At 31.4% G+C, this 18,367-nt stretch carries 17 protein-coding genes; 6 read left to right on the top strand and 11 right to left on the bottom strand.

All coding sequences use genetic code 11. The annotated features are described in order from the left end of the window. Positions 1 to 211 precede the first annotated feature (211 nt). Positions 212 to 892: a DUF4294 domain-containing protein gene (locus tag ABJD66_RS01515; RefSeq protein ID WP_100895344.1), complete on the bottom strand. Its 681-nt coding sequence runs from the start codon at positions 890 to 892 to the stop codon at positions 212 to 214. 96 nt (positions 893 to 988) lie between these two features. Here ABJD66_RS01515 and ABJD66_RS01510 point away from each other — a divergent pair, with 96 nt between their 5' ends. Together ABJD66_RS01510 and ABJD66_RS01505 are read left to right on the top strand one after the other, a co-directional pair. Continuing rightward, positions 989 to 2,077 carry a M42 family metallopeptidase gene (locus tag ABJD66_RS01510; RefSeq protein WP_100895343.1) on the top strand — a complete coding sequence of 363 codons (1,089 nt, stop codon included), beginning with the start codon at positions 989 to 991 and terminating at the stop codon, positions 2,075 to 2,077. A gap of 51 nt (positions 2,078 to 2,128) precedes the next feature. After that, entirely contained in the window at positions 2,129 to 2,677 is a 549-nt protein-coding gene (locus ABJD66_RS01505; protein WP_348127418.1) for an NUDIX domain-containing protein, read from the top strand. Between the two features lie 91 nt (positions 2,678 to 2,768). Here the strand turns inward: ABJD66_RS01505 and hisS are convergent, their stop codons facing one another. The 6 genes from hisS to rpsF form a co-directional block, all read right to left on the bottom strand. Beyond that, positions 2,769 to 4,145, bottom strand: a complete 1,377-nt coding sequence (gene hisS / locus ABJD66_RS01500; protein WP_348127415.1) for a histidine--tRNA ligase — start codon at positions 4,143 to 4,145, stop codon at positions 2,769 to 2,771. An 89-nt stretch (positions 4,146 to 4,234) separates the two neighbouring features. Next, the gene (locus ABJD66_RS01495) at positions 4,235 to 4,705 is read right to left on the bottom strand and encodes a DUF6495 family protein (RefSeq protein WP_303545466.1); all 471 of its coding nucleotides are present in this window, start codon (positions 4,703 to 4,705) and stop codon (positions 4,235 to 4,237) included. Between the two features lie 66 nt (positions 4,706 to 4,771). After that, positions 4,772 to 7,927, bottom strand: a complete 3,156-nt coding sequence (locus ABJD66_RS01490) for a carboxypeptidase regulatory-like domain-containing protein (RefSeq protein ID WP_348127412.1) — start codon at positions 7,925 to 7,927, stop codon at positions 4,772 to 4,774. A gap of 100 nt (positions 7,928 to 8,027) precedes the next feature. Next, entirely contained in the window at positions 8,028 to 8,480 is a 453-nt protein-coding gene (gene rplI, locus ABJD66_RS01485) for a 50S ribosomal protein L9 (RefSeq protein WP_303545463.1), read from the bottom strand. Positions 8,481 to 8,493: 13 nt separating this feature from the next. Beyond that, a complete protein-coding gene (rpsR, locus tag ABJD66_RS01480) occupies positions 8,494 to 8,793 on the bottom strand; it encodes a 30S ribosomal protein S18 (RefSeq protein ID WP_170854752.1) in 300 nt (99 codons plus the stop codon). A gap of 2 nt (positions 8,794 to 8,795) precedes the next feature. Beyond that, positions 8,796 to 9,134, bottom strand: a complete 339-nt coding sequence (gene rpsF / locus ABJD66_RS01475; RefSeq protein WP_013619894.1) for a 30S ribosomal protein S6 — start codon at positions 9,132 to 9,134, stop codon at positions 8,796 to 8,798. A gap of 290 nt (positions 9,135 to 9,424) precedes the next feature. On the opposite strand from rpsF, the gene ABJD66_RS01470 reads away from it, so the two are divergent. Then, entirely contained in the window at positions 9,425 to 10,117 is a 693-nt protein-coding gene (locus ABJD66_RS01470; RefSeq protein ID WP_100895337.1) for a LytTR family DNA-binding domain-containing protein, read from the top strand. Positions 10,118 to 10,174: 57 nt separating this feature from the next. On the opposite strand, the gene priA is transcribed toward ABJD66_RS01470, so the two are convergent. From priA to nadC, 4 genes are read right to left on the bottom strand one after another with little or no spacing between them, the layout of a single operon-like run. Next, a complete protein-coding gene (gene priA, locus ABJD66_RS01465) occupies positions 10,175 to 12,631 on the bottom strand; it encodes a primosomal protein N' (protein WP_348127406.1) in 2,457 nt (818 codons plus the stop codon). Positions 12,632 to 12,639: 8 nt separating this feature from the next. Then, positions 12,640 to 13,080 carry a DUF2147 domain-containing protein gene (locus ABJD66_RS01460; protein ID WP_100895335.1) on the bottom strand — a complete coding sequence of 147 codons (441 nt, stop codon included), beginning with the start codon at positions 13,078 to 13,080 and terminating at the stop codon, positions 12,640 to 12,642. Then, positions 13,067 to 14,053, bottom strand: a complete 987-nt coding sequence (locus tag ABJD66_RS01455) for a YihY/virulence factor BrkB family protein (RefSeq protein ID WP_100895334.1) — start codon at positions 14,051 to 14,053, stop codon at positions 13,067 to 13,069. Before ABJD66_RS01455 ends, ABJD66_RS01460 begins: the two co-directional genes overlap by 14 nt. Continuing rightward, positions 14,053 to 14,910 carry a carboxylating nicotinate-nucleotide diphosphorylase gene (gene nadC / locus ABJD66_RS01450; RefSeq protein ID WP_100895333.1) on the bottom strand — a complete coding sequence of 286 codons (858 nt, stop codon included), beginning with the start codon at positions 14,908 to 14,910 and terminating at the stop codon, positions 14,053 to 14,055. Before nadC ends, ABJD66_RS01455 begins: the two co-directional genes overlap by 1 nt. 124 nt (positions 14,911 to 15,034) lie before the next feature. Between nadC and rlmH the strand changes: the two genes are divergently transcribed. From rlmH to ABJD66_RS01435, 3 genes are all read left to right on the top strand, one after another. Beyond that, on the top strand, positions 15,035 to 15,508 hold the full coding sequence (rlmH, locus tag ABJD66_RS01445; protein ID WP_303545452.1) for a 23S rRNA (pseudouridine(1915)-N(3))-methyltransferase RlmH: 474 nt from the start codon (positions 15,035 to 15,037) through the stop codon (positions 15,506 to 15,508). Positions 15,509 to 15,596: 88 nt separating this feature from the next. Continuing rightward, entirely contained in the window at positions 15,597 to 17,156 is a 1,560-nt protein-coding gene (locus ABJD66_RS01440; RefSeq protein WP_348127401.1) for a thioredoxin-like domain-containing protein, read from the top strand. 9 nt (positions 17,157 to 17,165) lie between these two features. After that, positions 17,166 to 18,317, top strand: coding sequence for a hypothetical protein (locus ABJD66_RS01435; protein WP_348127399.1), 1,152 nt, complete (start codon positions 17,166 to 17,168; stop codon positions 18,315 to 18,317). Positions 18,318 to 18,367: the final 50 nt, after the last annotated feature.

Below are 18,367 nucleotides of genomic sequence, written 5' to 3'. Positions count from 1 at the left end.
TTAAAACAAGCTTTACTACGCTATTTTTCAGACGTTTAAAACCTATTCTTTTTTGATGCTTTTTTAAAAAATATCTGTCCGCGAGTTTTAACTGCTCTTAATCCCTATTACTTTAACTATTGAATGGCGATTATCGAGCTAAAAAACAACAACACCTTTAAAAGGGGCATTAAATATAATATGTTTTTTGAAATGAAACAAGAGATATGAACTACTTTTTTTTAGATATCCACTTGTTGCTCAGTGAAGTATAATCATAATTTAAGACTGTAGGCTGCTCTTTTAGTCGTCCTTTTGCAAAGGCACGCTGTAAAATATCCTCAATTAAGTAGTCTTCATGTACACTTTCTGGATGATATTCTTCCTTTATACTTATTTTAAAAAACTTAGCCGAAGTATTGTACCAAAACGCCCTCCAACCATTTCTGAGTTCTTTTACTAGACCAAAAGCAGTATCTCCCGTTTGCCTATTAATTAGTTTTATTAGAATTTGACCTTCTGTACGGGTTAATTTTTTTAGTCTTTCTGAAAACTGATCCTCAATTTCTTTGTGAACTTTCCTGGTGTACTTTCGTTTTTTAGACTTTTTATTTAACTTTTGCAGACTGTCATTTAACACAACTAGCTTTTCTGCTGCCATTTTTGCATAAGGATACACCTTTAATGTTTTTCTTCTTAATATATAATAGCGTAATTTCTCTTCTTTGGAAGCAAATTTTAATGGTCCAAATACATAAACCTCATTTAAAGATATAGATGTATCATAAACAGAATCTCCTTCTATCTTATATAACTCCAAATCTACAGAGTCTTTTTGAGACTCTATTTGCGCTGTGCTTAAGAGCGTAAACAACAACGACGTTATAAATGATATGCCTTTTATTATTTTCATACAATATATATGGTTCGTAAAATTAACGATAAAGACGTAATGATATTATTAATTAAAAGTGAATATTATTAAATTTGTATCTAAATATATACGTTTATGAGCGCAAAGAAGATTATTACAGAGAAATCGTTAGATTTTTTTGAACGATATTTAAATAATGCCGCTCCTACGGGTTACGAGTGGGAAGGGCAAAAAATTTGGATGGACTACCTAAAACCTTATGTAGATACTTTTATTACCGACACATACGGTACTGCTGTAGGTGTTATTAATCCTGATGCAAAATATAAGGTTGTTATAGAAGGACACTCTGATGAAATTTCATGGTATGTAAATTACATTTCTGACAATGGATTACTATATGTTATTAGAAACGGTGGAAGCGACCACCAAATAGCACCATCTAAATGGGTTAACATACATACAAAAAATGGTATAGTTGAAGGTGTTTTTGGATGGCCAGCCATACATACCAGAAACAAAGGAAAAGAAGAAGCTCCCAAATTAGACAATATTTGTATTGATATAGGCGCTAAGGACAAGGCAGAAGTTGAAAAAATGGGTGTACATGTTGGTTGCGTGATTACTTACCCTGACACTTTTAAAGTTTTAAACGGAAACAAATTTGTTTGTAGAGCTATAGATAATAGAGCTGGTGGTTTTATGATTGCTGAAGTTGCTCGTTTATTACACGAAAACAAAGTAGAATTACCTTTTGGCTTATACATTACCAACTCTGTACAAGAAGAAATAGGATTGCGTGGTGCAGAAATGATTACACAAACCATAAAACCAAATGTTGCTATTGTTACTGATGTTTGCCATGACACCACTACTCCAATGATAGAACAAAAAGTACAAGGTTTTACAGAAATTGGTTCTGGACCTGTAATTTCTTATGCTCCAGCGGTACAAAACAAACTTAGAGAGCGTATTATTGAAACTGCTGAAGCTAACAAAATACCTTTTCAGCGTATGGCAGCGTCTAGATCTACCGGTACAGATACTGATGCTTTTGCTTATAGTAACGGAGGAGTTGCATCTGCGCTAATATCTTTACCACTACGTTATATGCACACAACTGTAGAAACTGTACATAGAGATGATGTTGAAAACGTGATTCGTTTAATTTATGAAACACTATTAAATATTAAAGACGGAGAAACTTTTAGTTACTTTGATTAATAACACCAAGCCTCTTTTATAACAAAAGAGGCTTTTTTTTGCTTTTGTCATATGGATGAACTTATAGATATTTTAGACAGTAAGGGTAATTTTACCGGAAAAACAGCTTTAAAGTCTCAAGCCCACATAAATGGTTGGTTTCATCAAACAACACATATTTGGTTTTACACTAACAAAAAAGAAATTCTACTGCAACAACGTGCCAAAAGCAAAGATATATTTTCTCTACTTTGGGATATCTCTGTAGCAGGACATATTGGCGCTGGGGAAAACATTATTGATTCTGCTTTAAGAGAGATTAAAGAAGAAATAGGTATTACTGTTTTAAAGACTGATTTACTTAAAATAGGTTGTTTTAAGTCTACCCAGAAACATTCTGATGATTTGATAGATTGTGAATTTCATCACACTTTTATATGTAAATTAAAAACAGATTTAAATTCACTAACAAAACAAGATAGTGAAGTTGAAAATTTACAACTTAAACTTATTTCGGATTTTAAATTAGAATTAAGTAATACTGAGAAAAAGAAACTTTATGTTCCACATAATATAACGTATTACAATACTGTTTTAGAAGCGATAGAAAAACTTTTGTAATTTTTAAACTGATAAAAAAACGAATTAAAAAAAACTGCTACCCAAATAAGTTGAATAGCAGTTTTTATAAAATTTGAATCTGTTGTAATTCTTATAGCGCAGCTATAAACTCAGACACTTTAGATAATTTATATGTTTGCTGATCTCCTTTTTCCATATTCTTTACAACAAAGTTACCATCAGCTAATTCCTGTTCTCCTATTATAATAACATAAGGAACATTACGCTTATTAGCATACTTCATCTGTTTTTGCATTTTTACTGATGAAGGGTACACATCTGCCTTGACTCCGTTTTTACGTAATTCCGTAATTAACTCTAAAGCCGCAAAAGCTTCTTTATCGCCAAAATTAACACAAAGCACATCCAACGACTTATCTATAGCCTCTGGAAAAAGACCCAACTCTTCTAGTACCAAGTAAATTCTATCTAAACCAAAAGAAATACCTACACCACTAACATCTTTTAAACCAAAAATTCCCGTTAAGTCGTCATAACGGCCACCACCACCAATAGAGCCCATTTTTACTCCGCTTGGGGCAGCCACTTCAAAAATAGCGCCTGTATAATAATTTAATCCACGTGCCAAAGTAACATCTATGGTAAGATTCGCAGATTGCAAACCTAATTTTTCAACTGCATCAATAATAAAAGTAAGCTCCTCTACTCCTTTTTTACCTTCTTCAGAATCTTTAAGCAACTCTGCTAAAACTTGCAATTGTTCTTTATTTGTGCCAGATAAAGAAAATAAAGGTGTTGCTTTTTGTATTGCTTCTTCAGAAATACCTTTTCCTAGCATTTCTTTAGTAATACCGTCTACACCTATCTTATCTAACTTATCTAAAGCAACAGTAAAATCTATTAAGCGTTCTTTTGCTCCTATAACTTCTGCTATACCAGCAAGTATTTTACGGTTGTTTAATTTAATTGTTGTTCCTGTAAGCTTTAAATCTGTAAAAACAGCATCATACAATTGTACCAACTCTATTTCTTGTAATAAAGAATCTGAACCCACAACATCCGCATCGCACTGAAAAAATTCTCTAAACCTACCTTTTTGTGGTCTGTCTGCTCTCCAAACAGGCTGAATTTGATATCTTTTAAAAGGAAAATCAATTTCATTCTGATGCATTACTACGTAACGTGCAAAAGGTACGGTAAGGTCATAACGCAATGCTTTTTCTGATATTTTAGCTGTTAGAGAAGTTGAACTCTTCTCTGTATAAGTTTCATCATTAACCTTACTTAAGTAATCTCCCGAGTTTAAAATCTTAAAAATAAGTCTATCTCCTTCATCACCATACTTACCCATTAAGGTCTGTGAGTTTTCAAAAGAAGGTGTTTCTATAGGCTGAAAACCAAAAGTCTGAAAATGCTTTTTTACGATATCAAAAATATAATTTCTTTTTGCTACTTCTGATGGAGAAAAATCTCTTGTTCCTTTTGGTATTGATGGTTTTTGTGCCATAAATTTTAAATATGTAGAATGATAACCACTCTTGATGCTCTATTAAAAAGCTATTAATATTGTTTTATTGATAGTTGATTTAGCTTAGATTAGCTAATAATATTATCAAACCATTTATATAAATCTCCTTTGGTAATTACAGCTCCTTGCTTAATTAAATTAAACTTATCTAAATTTTTATCTTCTGTATAAATTTTAGAAGCTGTTAAATACTCTACAAAGTCTGACTGCCAATTTTTCTTAAACCAACTAAAACCTAATTCTGTAGTTAAGTCTACATCTGGATTCATAACCTTAACAGAAAGCAGTTTCATTTCTTTTTCCTCTAAATGAAACAAATGCATTTGCTGTGCAGATACATTTTCTAAATATTGTACTTTAGTTAATACACCTTCCCAAATTAAATCACTAAAAACATCCAACTCTTCTTCTGCTACTTGTGGTTTTTCTTTTTTTAAAGTATCCCACTCTTCAGCAGTTATTGTTTGTGATGCTAAAAAGTTTACAAACTCAGGTTGTAATTCTTCTAGTTGTTGTTTTGTTAGTCTTGCATATTTCATTTTGCAAAAATAAAAAAAGGCTATGCATAAGCATAGCCTTTTAATAATTAAAATTATTTTATTTTCTTAGAAGATAAAACGTAAACCAAATTGCGCTTGCCATCTAGACAATAAACTAGCATCATACCCATTTGTCTTAGTTAAACTAGGATCAAAAGTATATGTTGGCTCTTGTGTACGGTCTGCTTCATATACCTCTGGGTCTGGGTTAGCATCTGGAAAACTAACACCAACCGGACTAATGTTATTAGGCTGACGTACAATACCCCAATCTGAATTAATTAAGTTACCAACGTTAAGCACATCTATACTAAATTGTATTTTATTGTTATTAGCAAACTTATAATCTTGTAAAAATTTAAGATCCCAACGACCTCTCCATGGCGCTAGTGCTCCGTAACGCTCCATAAATTCACCTCTATTATCTTTTAAATAATCATCTTGCTGAATATACGCTTCAAAAGCTTCTGCTTGTCCTGCTCCTGAAAATTGCATTTGACTAATCTCTGATGAAGTAGGTACATATAATAAATCGTTATTTTGACCAGAACCATCACCATTTATATCACCTGCATACGTATAATTATACCTTGCTCCTTTAGCATACTCAAAAAATGTAGAAATTGTTGTGTTCCATTTTCCTTGTCCGTACTCAAAATTCTTAGAAAGAACACCAATAAAACGGTGTGTATCTCCATATTTAGAATGACTTAATACATCTGAATTAGCATTACCTGCATTAGGATTAAATTCAAAAGCATCACCAGTAATTTCTGCTTCAATAGAGTTTACATCTTGCGCATTTAAATAACTATAAGCAGCCATTGCATACAAACCATTATCAAATGTTTTTTGTCCTTTTAAAGAAACATTAAACACTCTACCTTTATCAGAATTTGTAAACACATAAGCATTATTACCTGTATCACCAGATAAATAAACAGGTCTATCTCCACCAGGACCTACTAATGTACCTGTTGGCTCTCTTAATCCCCAGTTTTGAACGTGAGCAGCATTTAAATCTTTAGTATAAGAAACATCTAAAGTTCCAATAATACCGTTTTCAAACTTTTTATCTAAACCTAAATTAGTTCTCCACACTTGTGGAAATTTAAAATCTGGATCTACCGTTTGGTAATAAAACACATCTACACCCTGCACTTGATTACCTAACCATACAAATGGCAATCTACCAGTAAATAAACCAGTACCACCACGTACTTGTAAAGAATTATCTCCTTTTGCATCCCAATTAAAACCAATTCTAGGAGAAATTAACCATTGGTTACTTGGCAATTCTTCAGAATCTATAAACACCTCTTCTCCTGTCTCTGGATTGTAATAAGGTATACTAGGCACATACGTACCTTTTCTTGCAATGTTTTCTCGTATTTTGTCTGCAGTATCAAAAAACAAAGGCTTATCAAAACGAACTCCGTAAGTTAATTTAAAATTCTCAGTAGCATTCCACTCATCTTGCACATAAAATGCCATTTGACCAACACTAGTTTCTGCCAAACTCCAAGTATCATTAGCATTGTTTGCTGTATTTATACCTTCAGCATTTGTAATAGCATCAGAAATTAAACCGTTATCTATTGCTAATTGAAAATCTGCTAAACTACCAAATGCACCAAAAGCACCCGCATAACCTCTGGCATCACCATAACCATATGCTCCAAGGTTAAATGAGTTTTTAAAATCGAATTTCTCAAAAGAAAAACCTATAGTATAGGTATGATCTCCTTTAAAGATATTTGTGTTGTTTGAAAATTGAAAAACCTTTTGATCTAATGTATTGTTAATTGAAAAAGGCTCGTGACCTACCACAATATAATTAGACCCATTACCATCCTGAATAGTCATTGCTGGAATTGGAGAAGATAAAGCATCTCTAAAATCATCAAAATGAGAATAACCTACTTGCAATTTATTTGTCATAGTTTCAGACAAAGTAGAATTTAATTCTATCTGAAAAGATTTTAAGTTATTGTTGATTTCATATCCAGAATTCTCAAACTGTAAAGTTGTAAAGTTTGGACCTCTTTGTCTAATAGCTGTTGGGTGAGCAGGTTTTTCCTTAGACGAATTTAAAAAATTGTAAATAACAGCTAACCTGTTATTGTCATTAATATTCCAATCTAATTTAAAAATACCTTTAGTAGACTCCCCACCATAGGTAAAATCTTGATAACGACCTGTATTATAACCAATACCAGCTAAAGCAGATTGCACAGCCAATAAATCGCTCTCTAAAACTCTAGATTCACCAATACTACCAGAACCTGTATTAGGAATCCACCCGTTAGTACCTAAATCATCTCTTTCTTCTTTTTCAAAATTTGCAAAAAAGAACAATTTATTTTTAACAATTGGACCTCCAATACTTACACCATATTGATTTTGAGTTAATTTAGGCTTAATTACATCTTCACCCTTAATTTTACCACCTGTTAAATCTTCGTTTCTAAAAAAACCATAAACAGTACCATGAAATTCATTTGTACCACTTTTTGTAACTGCATTTACTGAAGCTCCAGTAAAACCAGATAAGGTAACATCATAAGGAGCAGTACTTACTTGTATTTGCTCTATTGCATCTAAAGAAATTGGTTGTGACCCTGTTTGACCACCTGGAGTAGGAGAATCTAACCCAAAAGGATTATTAAAAATTGCCCCGTCTAAAGAAAAATTATTAAACTGATCATTACGACCTCCAAAAGAATCACCACTTGCCGTTGGCTCTAGTCTTGTGAAATCTGAAGCCGACCTAGAAATTGTTGGTAATTTAGTAAGTTCTCTACTACCAACACTTGTTTCTGCACCAGTACGACCACTACCAAAAGTACCGCTTTGGTCTTGAACCAAAATAATTTCATCTAGCATTTGACTAGACTCTGCTAAAGTTACGTTGAAGTTAAATGTTTTACCTAGAGTTAAGTAAACATTATTCTTTGCTTGACTTTCAAAACCTACGTAAGTCACAGTAATTGTATAAGGGCCACCTACCCTCATATTTAATAGGTTATACCTACCCTCATCATTTGTTATACCTCCATACTTTGTACCTGTTGGCGTATGTACAGCTATAACATTTGCTCCCATAAGAGGAGCCGCTTGGTCGTCTACAACTAAACCTTTAATGTTAGAGGTTGTAACCTGTGCACTAGCTGCAAAGCTTACAAGCAAAAACGATAAGCAAAAAAATAAATAGTTTTTCATATTGTTCTAAGTTAGTTATTTTTAGATAGGCTAAATTTAGAACAAAAAAAAAGAGTTATGCGCGCATAACTCTTTTTTCTATTAACATTGTATTAACTATTTATTTAGCTTCTGCTACAACTTCAAAAGGAAACTCTATAATAACCTCTCTATGTAATCTAATCTGAGCGTTGTAAGGCCCAGTTCTTTTAACAGCACCACCTTTAATAGTAATGAATTTTTTGTCAATTGACTGACCAGCTTTTTCAATAGCTGCAGCTAAATCTATATTAGAGATAGATCCAAATAATTTAGTACCAACACCAACTTTAGCTGGTATTTTAATTTCTAATTGTTTAAGTGCTTCAGAAGTTTTATTAGCTTCATCAACAATTTTCTTCTCTTTATGAGCTCTTTGCTTTAAGTTCTCTGCTAAAACCTTCTTTGCAGATGGTGTAGCAAGAGCAGCTAATCCTTTAGGAATAAGAAAGTTTCTTCCGTAGCCGTTTTTTACTTCTACTACGTCATCCTTAAAACCTAAATTCTGTACGTCTTGTTTTAATATAAGTTCCATTGCTTAGCTTTTTTTATTTTAATAAATCGCCAACATATGGCATTAATGCTAAATGACGTGCTCTTTTTACAGCAACAGCCACTTTTCTTTGATACTTCAATGAAGTTCCAGTAAGTCTTCTTGGAAGTAATTTACCTTGCTCGTTAACTAACTTGATTAAGAAATCTGGATCTTTGTAATCTACATACTTAATACCTGATTTTTTAAATCTACAGTATTTTTTCTGCTTGTTAGTCTCAATGTTCAACGGAGTTAAATACCTGATTTCTCCGTCTTTTTTTCCTTTTGCTTGTTGTTCAATAGCTGACATAATCCTTAAGCTTTAGTTTTTAATTTTGTTCTTCTTCTCTCTGCCCAAGAAATTGCGTGCTTGTCTAGCTTTACAGTTAAGAAACGCATAACACGTTCATCTCTTCTAAATTCTAGCTCATAGCCATTAATTACATCGCCAGGTGCAGTAAATTCAAACAAATGGTAAAAACCACTTTTTTTGTGTTGAATAGGATAGGCCAATTTTTTAAGTCCCCAATTTTCTTTGGCAACCATTTTGGAACCTTTTTTAATTAAGAAATCTTCAAATTTCTTAACTGTTTCCTCTATCTGTACATCAGATAGAACGGGATTCAGAATGAAAACAGTTTCGTAATGATTCATATTATATAATTTTTTTTACAGTCCGCAAAAGTAATTATTTTTTTCTATTCTCACAAGAAAACACAAAAATCTTCGTTATACTTTAAAATACTTATTAACAAACCAAATTTTCAACTAAACCCCAAAAATCTACCAAACCCCAAAAAAAATCAACTAAACCCCAAATGCAAACCATAACTCGTTTAATGCTAATTACACAACAGAATAGTGCATGTTCACATCTTTTCTTGCAATTCATCTGACATTTTTAGTACTTTAGCCGAGATTTAACCCCACAAATCAACTTATTTATGAAACTAAGATGTATAATTGTAGATGATTCCTCTATGCAACGTATGGCCGTAGCAAAGTTGGTAAATAATCATCCCAACCTAGCCATGGTAGCTGAGTACAGCAATGCCATAGAAGCCAAAAACGGACTTAAGAACAACGAAGTTGATCTTATTTTCCTAGACGTAGAGATGCCAATTATAAACGGATTTGACTTGTTAGAGTCTTTAGAAAATCCGCCGCAAGTTATCCTTATTACAGGAAAGCCTGATTATGCATTAAAAGCTTTTGACTACGATGTAACAGATTATTTACACAAACCAATTACAATGAGTAGGTTTGATGCCTCTGTAAAAAGAGCCGTTGGTAAATATGAGCAATTACATAGAGTACAAGAAGATGAAGAGCACATATTTGTAAAAAGTAATCTTAAAAAACGTAAGGTTATTTTAAATGATATTAAATGGATTGAAGCCTTAGGTGACTATATTAAGCTTGTTACAGATGAAGCTAACATTGTAATTTTATCTACAATGAAATCTTTTGAAAAGCAATTACCTGAAGATAAGTTTTTAAGAATTCACAAATCTTATATTGTAAACTTAGAAAAAGTTGAAAAATTTAATAGCAAAAACGTAGAAGTAGATGGTAGACAAATACCTTTAAGTAGAAATAAAAAGACCGAGCTTGCAGAAGCGCTAAGCAACGTTTAACAATTATACACTAAATAAAAAAAGCTGACTAACGTCAGCTTTTTTTATGCCCTATATTTAAATATAATCTACATTGTAAATTACTCTTACTCCTTTAAACTGACCTATTGTATCAAAAGATTTTTCAATTTTTCTAATGTACTCCTTTGTTTTTCCTAAAGGCTGATCTTTTTTAATTTTTAAAACCACATTTTTCAAATACTGATTCCTAATACGCGCTACTGCGGGAAATTCTGGACCTAAAACATCATCTTTAAAAGCTACACGCAAAGACTTTGCAAACCAAGCTGAAGCATCTTCTACCCTACCATAATCTCTATGCTTAAATGTTATTTTTAAAATTCTATGTAATGGAGGATATTTAAACAATCTACGTTCATTAATTTGATCTGTATACATTGCCTCATAATCGTTAGTAGATACTTGTTGTAATATTTGATGATACGGATTGTAAGTTTGTATTAACACCTTTCCTCTTTTTTGCGCTCTACCCGCTCTACCAGACACCTGTGCTAAAAGCTGGTAACTACGTTCATGCGCTCTAAAATCTGGAAAATTTAAAAGGTTATCTGCATTCATGATACCTACCAAACTCACATTTCCAAAATCTAAACCTTTGGTTAGCATTTGCGTACCAACCAAAACATCTAACTCGTGTTTTTCAAAAGAAGTAATTATTTTCTCATACGCATGTTTACCTCTAGTGGTATCTAAATCCATACGGCCAATTCTAAGGTTTGGCATTAACTCTTGCAGTTCTTGCTCTACTTGTTCTGTACCAAAACCTTTGGTGTTTAAAGTTGCCATACCACAAGCCAAACAACTTTTTTGCAAAGCCATATGATAACTACAATAATGGCAACGCATTTGTTTTTTATATTGGTGATAGGTTAAGCTAACATCGCAATTAGGACATTGTGGAGAGTGCCCACAGGTTGTACACTCTACAATAGGCGCATAACCTCTTCTGTTTTGAAATAATATTACTTGCTCACCTTCCTCAACTGCTTCTGTTATACCTAACAACAAACGTTCAGAAAAATGACCTTTCATTCTTTTTTTACGACTTAATTCTTTAATATCTACCAACTCTACCTCTGGCATTAATACATCTCCAAAACGCCTGGTAATTTGTGCATAACCGTATTTTTGCTGCTTAACATTATAAAAAGTCTCTATACTTGGTGTAGCAGATCCTAAAAGGATATTGCAATTACTATAATTTGCTAAAACAATTGCACTGTCTCTGGCGTGGTATCTTGGTGCCGGATCATATTGCTTAAAAGACGCCTCATGCTCCTCATCTACAATTATTAAGCCTAAGTTTGTAAAAGGTAAAAACAGAGATGACCTAGCTCCTATTACAATTTGAGCCTTAGACTTGTTAGTTAAAACGTTATTCCAAACCTCAACTCTTTCATGTACTGTATATTTGGAATGAAAAACAGCTACTTGTTCTCCAAAGTAATTTTGTAACCTAGCGATTAACTGTGTAGTTAAAGCAATTTCTGGCAATAAATACAAAGCTTGTTGCCCCTTTGCTAAACAATCTGCTATAAGTTTTACATATACTTCTGTTTTACCAGAAGATGTTACACCGTGTAGTAAGGTTACTTTTTTTTCTTTAAAACTAGCTTCAATTGCTTCTAGAGCTTCAGCTTGGTATTGGTTAAGCTCTTTTAAAACTGAAGGCTTTTTTGTAGGATCAAAAACAACCCTATCTGTACGTACATAAAACTCCTCTAGAATATCTTTATCTATAAGTGTTTTTATGATAGATGCTGATGACCTACTCTTCTCTTCTAACTCTTTTACCGTTATTTTTTTTTGATTTGTTCCTTGCAACTGAAACAGAGACAAAATAACATTGCTTTGTTTGGGTGCTCTAGAAAGTAAATCTAATAACGCACTTAACTCTTCTTCTGTATTGTACTTTTCTCCCAACTTAACATACCTTACCAATTTAGGCTTGTACTGTTGCTGAACTTCTTCTTTGGTTAAAATTACGTTTTTATCTAACAAACGTTTTAAAATAGGAAGTACATTTTTTTTATCTACTATAGCTGCAATTTCTTGCACTTTTAACATAGACTGTCGTTCTAATGCCTCAAACACTAAAAACTCTTCATCTGTTAATGTATTTTCATCTACGGTAGACTCTGGGTTTTTTAATATTAGTGTTTCACTCTCTAATAAAAAAGCACCAGGAACAGCACTCCTAAAAACTTCACCTATAGAACACATATAGTACTTAGCTACCCAAGACCAATGTTTAATTTGCAGTTCTGTAACTATAGGCTCATCATCTAATATTTGATGAATATCTTTAGCGTCGTATAAAGTAGGAGCTGTTGTATGTATTTCTGCAACTAGTGCAGTATGTATTTTAGATTTACCAAAGGGTACCGCTACGCGCATACCCACTTTTAAAAAATTGGCTTCTGCCCTTGTTACGCTATATGTAAATAGTTTTTCTAAGGGAATTGGTAATATTACATTTATAAAATGCTGCATAAAGTATGTTACTCCTTAACACGTATCCAAGTTTGAGTTCTATAAATAAATGCTAAGTAACCACGAACTTTTAGTTTGTCTGAATCGTCTGGATCTAACCAAATTTTACATCTAAAAGTCATTGCTTGTTCTGGATCAAAAAGATATTTTCCTTTGTATTCGTTTTTATCAGACTTCTCTGCATTTTTAATTATATGCAAACCTAAGACTGGAGCGTTTTTTAAATCGCCCTCACATTTTTCACAAACAGCATCTCTACGTTTGGGATCAACAATTTTAATTATTTTTCCATACATTTTTCCGTTTTTCTCATAAACGTCAATAACTGCTTTTTCTTTTCCGTTTCTATCATCAATGGTTTTCCACTTTCCAAAAACAGATTGAGCTACACTAATGTGAGCTACAAAAAATAAGATTGCAATGGTAAATAGTGTTTTATTCTTCTTCATTTTGTATAATTTTTTTCTTTAATGAGTTCTTTGTTGCATTTAGCTCAAACCCTAATAAAAGGATGTTAGCATTTAACCAAATATAAACCATCAAAATTAATAATCCTCCTAATGCTCCATACAATTCATTATATCTTGCAAACTTATCCACGTAAACTCCAAATAAGTAAGAGGTTAGCACAAATAAAATTGTTGTCATTAGTGAACCCGATGAGAAAAACTTTGTCTTTTTACCTTCTGCAGTACCAAAATAGTAGAGTATAGAAATAGACAAATAAGACAAAAATGTAAAGTAAACAACTTTAGCAATTTCGGTGGTCCATATATCTGTTTCTTCAAGACCTGTGCCAAAATAAACTTGTGTGGTGTCTGATATGTTTTCTATAACGTAAATCTCAAAATACATATAAACAATAGCACTAACTATTATTAGTATAGATAGTAGCAAACCTACCATTAAAGCATATAAATATTGTCTTAAAAAATGGCGATTTAAACTTACGTGGTACGAGTTCTCAAACCCACTAAAAATAGCATTTACACCGTTTGCTATTAAAAATATAGACAGTACAAATGTAGATGATAGCAAGCCCCCACGTTTTTGACTCATTATTTCATCATAAATCTGATCAAAAAAATAGTCGTTTATAGCATTGGGTAGCACATACTCTAAATACGCAATAAACTCTGTATTTAAATTGGTATCTGGATTACCAGAATCTACATAAGGTATTAAAAAAGGAATTAGTGTTACCAAAAAAATTAATAACGGAAACAAAGCCATAAATAAACTAAATGCAATAGCACTGGCTCTTGTAGACAAGGTTCCTTTTAGTATTCCGTTTAGATAAAGCTCTATTAAATCATACAAAGACAAACCTGCAAAAGCCGGTAATGTCACTTTTTTTAAGAGTGATACAATCCAGTTTATTACTGGTATTTTTGCTAATTTTGCTTCTATTTCTGCCGACATTAAACTGCTTTAAGACTTAAATCCATATTATAAACAGAGTGCGTAAGTGCACCAGAAGAAATATAATTTACACCACATTCTGCATATTCCCTAATAGTATCTTCATTAATACCACCACTAGATTCTGTTAAACATTTATCTCCTATTAAAGCAACAGCAGTTCTTGTATCTTCATAATTAAAGTTATCTATAAGAATACGGTACACACCGTCTGTCTTTAAAATTTCTTTAATTTCATCTAGGTCTCTAGCTTCAACTATAATTTTTAAGTCTCTGCCTGTTTCTTTTAAGTATTCTTTAGTTTTTTCTATGGCTTTGGTTACACCTCCTGCAAAATCTATATGGTTATCTTTTAGCATAATCATATCATACAAAGCAAATCTGTGGTTTTCTCCGCCTCCTATTTTTACAGCCCATTTTTCTGCTGCACGTAAACCTGGTGTAGTTTTACGTGTATCTAATATCTTAGTACTTGTACCTTCTAATAATTTTACAAAAAAGTTTGTTTTAGTAGCAATAGCACTCATACGCTGCATAGCGTTTAACACTAAGCGTTCTGCTTTTAAAATACTTTGTGAGCTACCAGTTACGTAAAAAACAATATCTCCGTGTTTTACAGTTTCACCATCATTAATAAGTGTTTCTACTTGTAAATTTTTATCTACATAGGCAAAAACTTGTTTAGCAAATTCTACACCTGCAATAATACCATTGTCTTTAACCAATAATTTTGCTTTACCAGTTGCTGTTGCAGGTATACAAGCCAAAGAACTATGGTCACCATCACCAACATCTTCGCGTATTGCATTGCTTATAATTAGGTCTATTTCTTTCTGAAACTGCTCTTCTGAAATCATTAATTTGTTTTTGTTTTGTGCTAATTTACTAAATTGTTTTATTAAACTTTAACTGTTTTTTTGATTATCTACATAATGCAGTTGTTATCTAATAATTTTTAAAAATTGACACTATATTTGTGGTATGACTATTAAGCTACTAGCCATTGGCAAAACCGATAATAAAAATTTACAAGCTTTAATTGCTGAATATGAAAAGCGATTAGGACACTACATTAAATTTAATTTAGACATTATACCAGATATAAAAAATGTAAAAAACCTGTCTGAAGCACAACAAAAAGAAAAGGAAGGCGAGCTTATTTTAAAAAAGTTGAGTTCTACAGACGTGCTTATACTTTTAGATGAAAACGGAAAACAATTTACTTCTGTAGATTTTTCTGATTACTTACAAAAGAAAATGAATGCCGGCATTAAACAATTGGTTTTTGTTATTGGAGGTCCTTACGGTTTTAGTGATGCAATTTACACTACTGCTAAAGGAAAAATTAGTCTTTCTAAAATGACATTTTCTCACCAAATGGTACGCTTGTTTGTGGTTGAACAAATTTACAGAGGGTTTACTATTTTAAAAAATGAGCCTTATCATCATAGGTAAAAAATAGCTTTAACTAATTTTTAACAGTATTATTCTTATTTAAGTGATATTAAGTTATACTTTAGAACTAAGAAATTAGTTTTTTTATATGAAGCAAAATAAACTATTATACATCACAACACTGTTTCTACTATTTAGTTTATTGTTTGCCTGCAAAAAAAACAAAATAACCACCTCCGTTAACACTAAACAGACAAGTACTACCAAAACTTATAAGCCTATTGTTATTAGCGGAACATCTAAGGATAAAAAAGCTCTAGAGTATTTTAACATACTAAATTACTCTTACCTATACGGAACAAACCATAAAGGCCAAAGCAAAAAGGTATCTGACATTGTTTACAGTAACAAACTAGATAGTATAGATAAACCACAAATTATTGAATTAATGAGTTTTGGAGATGATTTTTACAACACTCGTGTTTTAGTTTCCCCAGGTGATAGTATAAAGTTTTCTACTGAAAAAGGGCTGTTACAATTTTCAGGTAAAAATGCTTCTCATTATAATTTCTACACTTCTTTAGATTCTTTACAGTTAAAGTGGCCTACGTTTAAAAATAACATTAAGCAATACAAAGACAGTTGCTCTTATGTATATAACGCAAAAAAACTATTCTATGAATCTTATATAAAAAACAATGTAGTTTCTAACGACTTTAAAAGTCTTGTTGGCCAAGAAATAGAATATGAATATTTATACAACTTAATGGCTCCTAGAAATATAAAGTCGGAGTGCTCTGCAAGTTATTTTAACAATACAGAAAGTGTTTTTTCTACAGTAAATAAAACTGAAAAATTAAAATCTGAAGAAATTTTTAATCCAAAAGAATACTTTAACAATGTTACCATAACTGACTTTAAAAAACCAGAATTAATCAATAATGATTATTTTAAAAGAAGCCTTACAGATTTTATTAGGCACTATTTTGTTACTTATGATTATCTAGATTATTCAGAAAAAACCTTTGCAAAAGAAAAAGATTTTATAGAAAAAAACCTAGACGGAGAATTAAAGCATTTTGCCATAAGCAGACTTATTTATGATTATTATGAAAAAGGATTTGGAAACAGCAAAACTAATGTAGATATACTTAATAAGGTTATTAACGAGTATAAGCCTTTACTAAAAAATACATCTTACGTAAATGAATTAACTATTATTCAAGAAAAAATGAAGCTTTTAAATCTAGAACTTCCTAATATTGTTTTAGACGAAAAATTGTTAACCATTAAAGGTGACACCATACAGTTAAAAGATATTTTAAAACAAAGTGAAGATAAAATAAAAGTTATAGCTTTTTGGGCTAGTTGGTGCGGTCCCTGTATTACTGAAATTAAAAAAAGCTCTAACTTTAAAAACAATTTATCTAAAAAACAACCTATTAACTGGATTTACATTTCTATTGATGAAAACCAGAAACAGTGGTTACAAAAATCCAAAACATTAGAGTCTAAACTAGAGGGCAAAGAACAGTATTTATTATTAAACAATAAATACCCTAAACTTCTAAAGTATTTAAGAGTAGAAACAATTCCTAGATATTCTATTTTAAACAAAAACAATGAAATTATTTTAGAAAACGCTCCAAGACCATCAGACAGTATAAATTTTAACCGAATTATAAATAAAATAGCATCTACTAAATAGTATTAATAATTGAAAACAAAACTTCTTTACATACTATTATTTAGTTTTTCTACCTCTTTATTTTCTCAAAATATAGTACATACACTTCCTTTTAAATTAGCTAAAAACAGAATATTTATAAAAGGTAAAATAAATAACAACCCTTGTTATTTTATGTACGACACAGGTTCTAGTGGTTTTAATATTGATCATCAATTTGTCATAAAAAACAACATAGATTTAATTAAAAAAGATGTATCAGTCTCTCTAGGAGATACATTTAATCGCTATTTAAAAAAAGAAGATAACATAAGAAGTGTATTAGTTAACGAGTACGATTTTAATGCTTTTCATAAAGCAACCATTAACCTAGACTTTTTTAGACAATTTAATGTAAAAGTTGATTACCATAAAAAACGAATAACATTAAGCAATAATGAAGAGCAGAATTTAGAACAAAGTAATAGTATCCCATTATCAAAAAACAAAGACAATTTATACCTTTACGGTTTTTATGAAATTTACAGTACAGTTACAATTGGTGACACAGTTATTTCTGGCCACTTTATGGTAGATACAGGAAATGGCAGATATGTAACGCTGTTAAACTACCCCAACAATAATTTACTCGAATTAAAAAAAAGTATTAGAGACAATTTTAGTTATGTTGACGTAACTATGCCAACAGCACACTCTTCTGGCTTAAACAATACACTTATAACTAATAAAACTAAAGTACTTGTTGGGAGTAAAACATACAATGGTGTGCTAGTAGATATTGCAAATACAACACTAAACAATTTTCCCAACAATAAGTTTATTGGTTTTATAGGAGGCGGAATGCTAAAGCACTTTACCATTTACAGTAACCAGAACAAGCTAATACTAGAACAATCTAGAGATAAAGTAAAGGTAGCGTCTGAATTAATTACTGATGGCTTTAAAATTATAAAAAGAGGTAAAAAGGCATTTGTGAGCACCACTTTTAACAATAAAAATAATACCGCAAAAGTCTCTTTAAATGATCAAATATTAGAAATTAATAACACTCCTGTTAAAGATTTAAGCAACAAAGAAATAGAGCAACTAAAAACAAAACTAGGAAATATTATTAGTTATAAATTAAAAAGAAAAAAGAACATATTTTTTATAAAAACTGTAGTTAAAAATTTTCTAGAATAAGATGTAATAAAAAAAGACTGCACTTTTAAGTACAGTCCTTTTATTTACTT

It is taken from the genome of Cellulophaga sp., assembly GCF_039943695.1.
Lineage (GTDB): Bacteria > Bacteroidota > Bacteroidia > Flavobacteriales > Flavobacteriaceae > Cellulophaga.
This window is presented reverse-complemented; position numbering and strand designations above follow the sequence as displayed.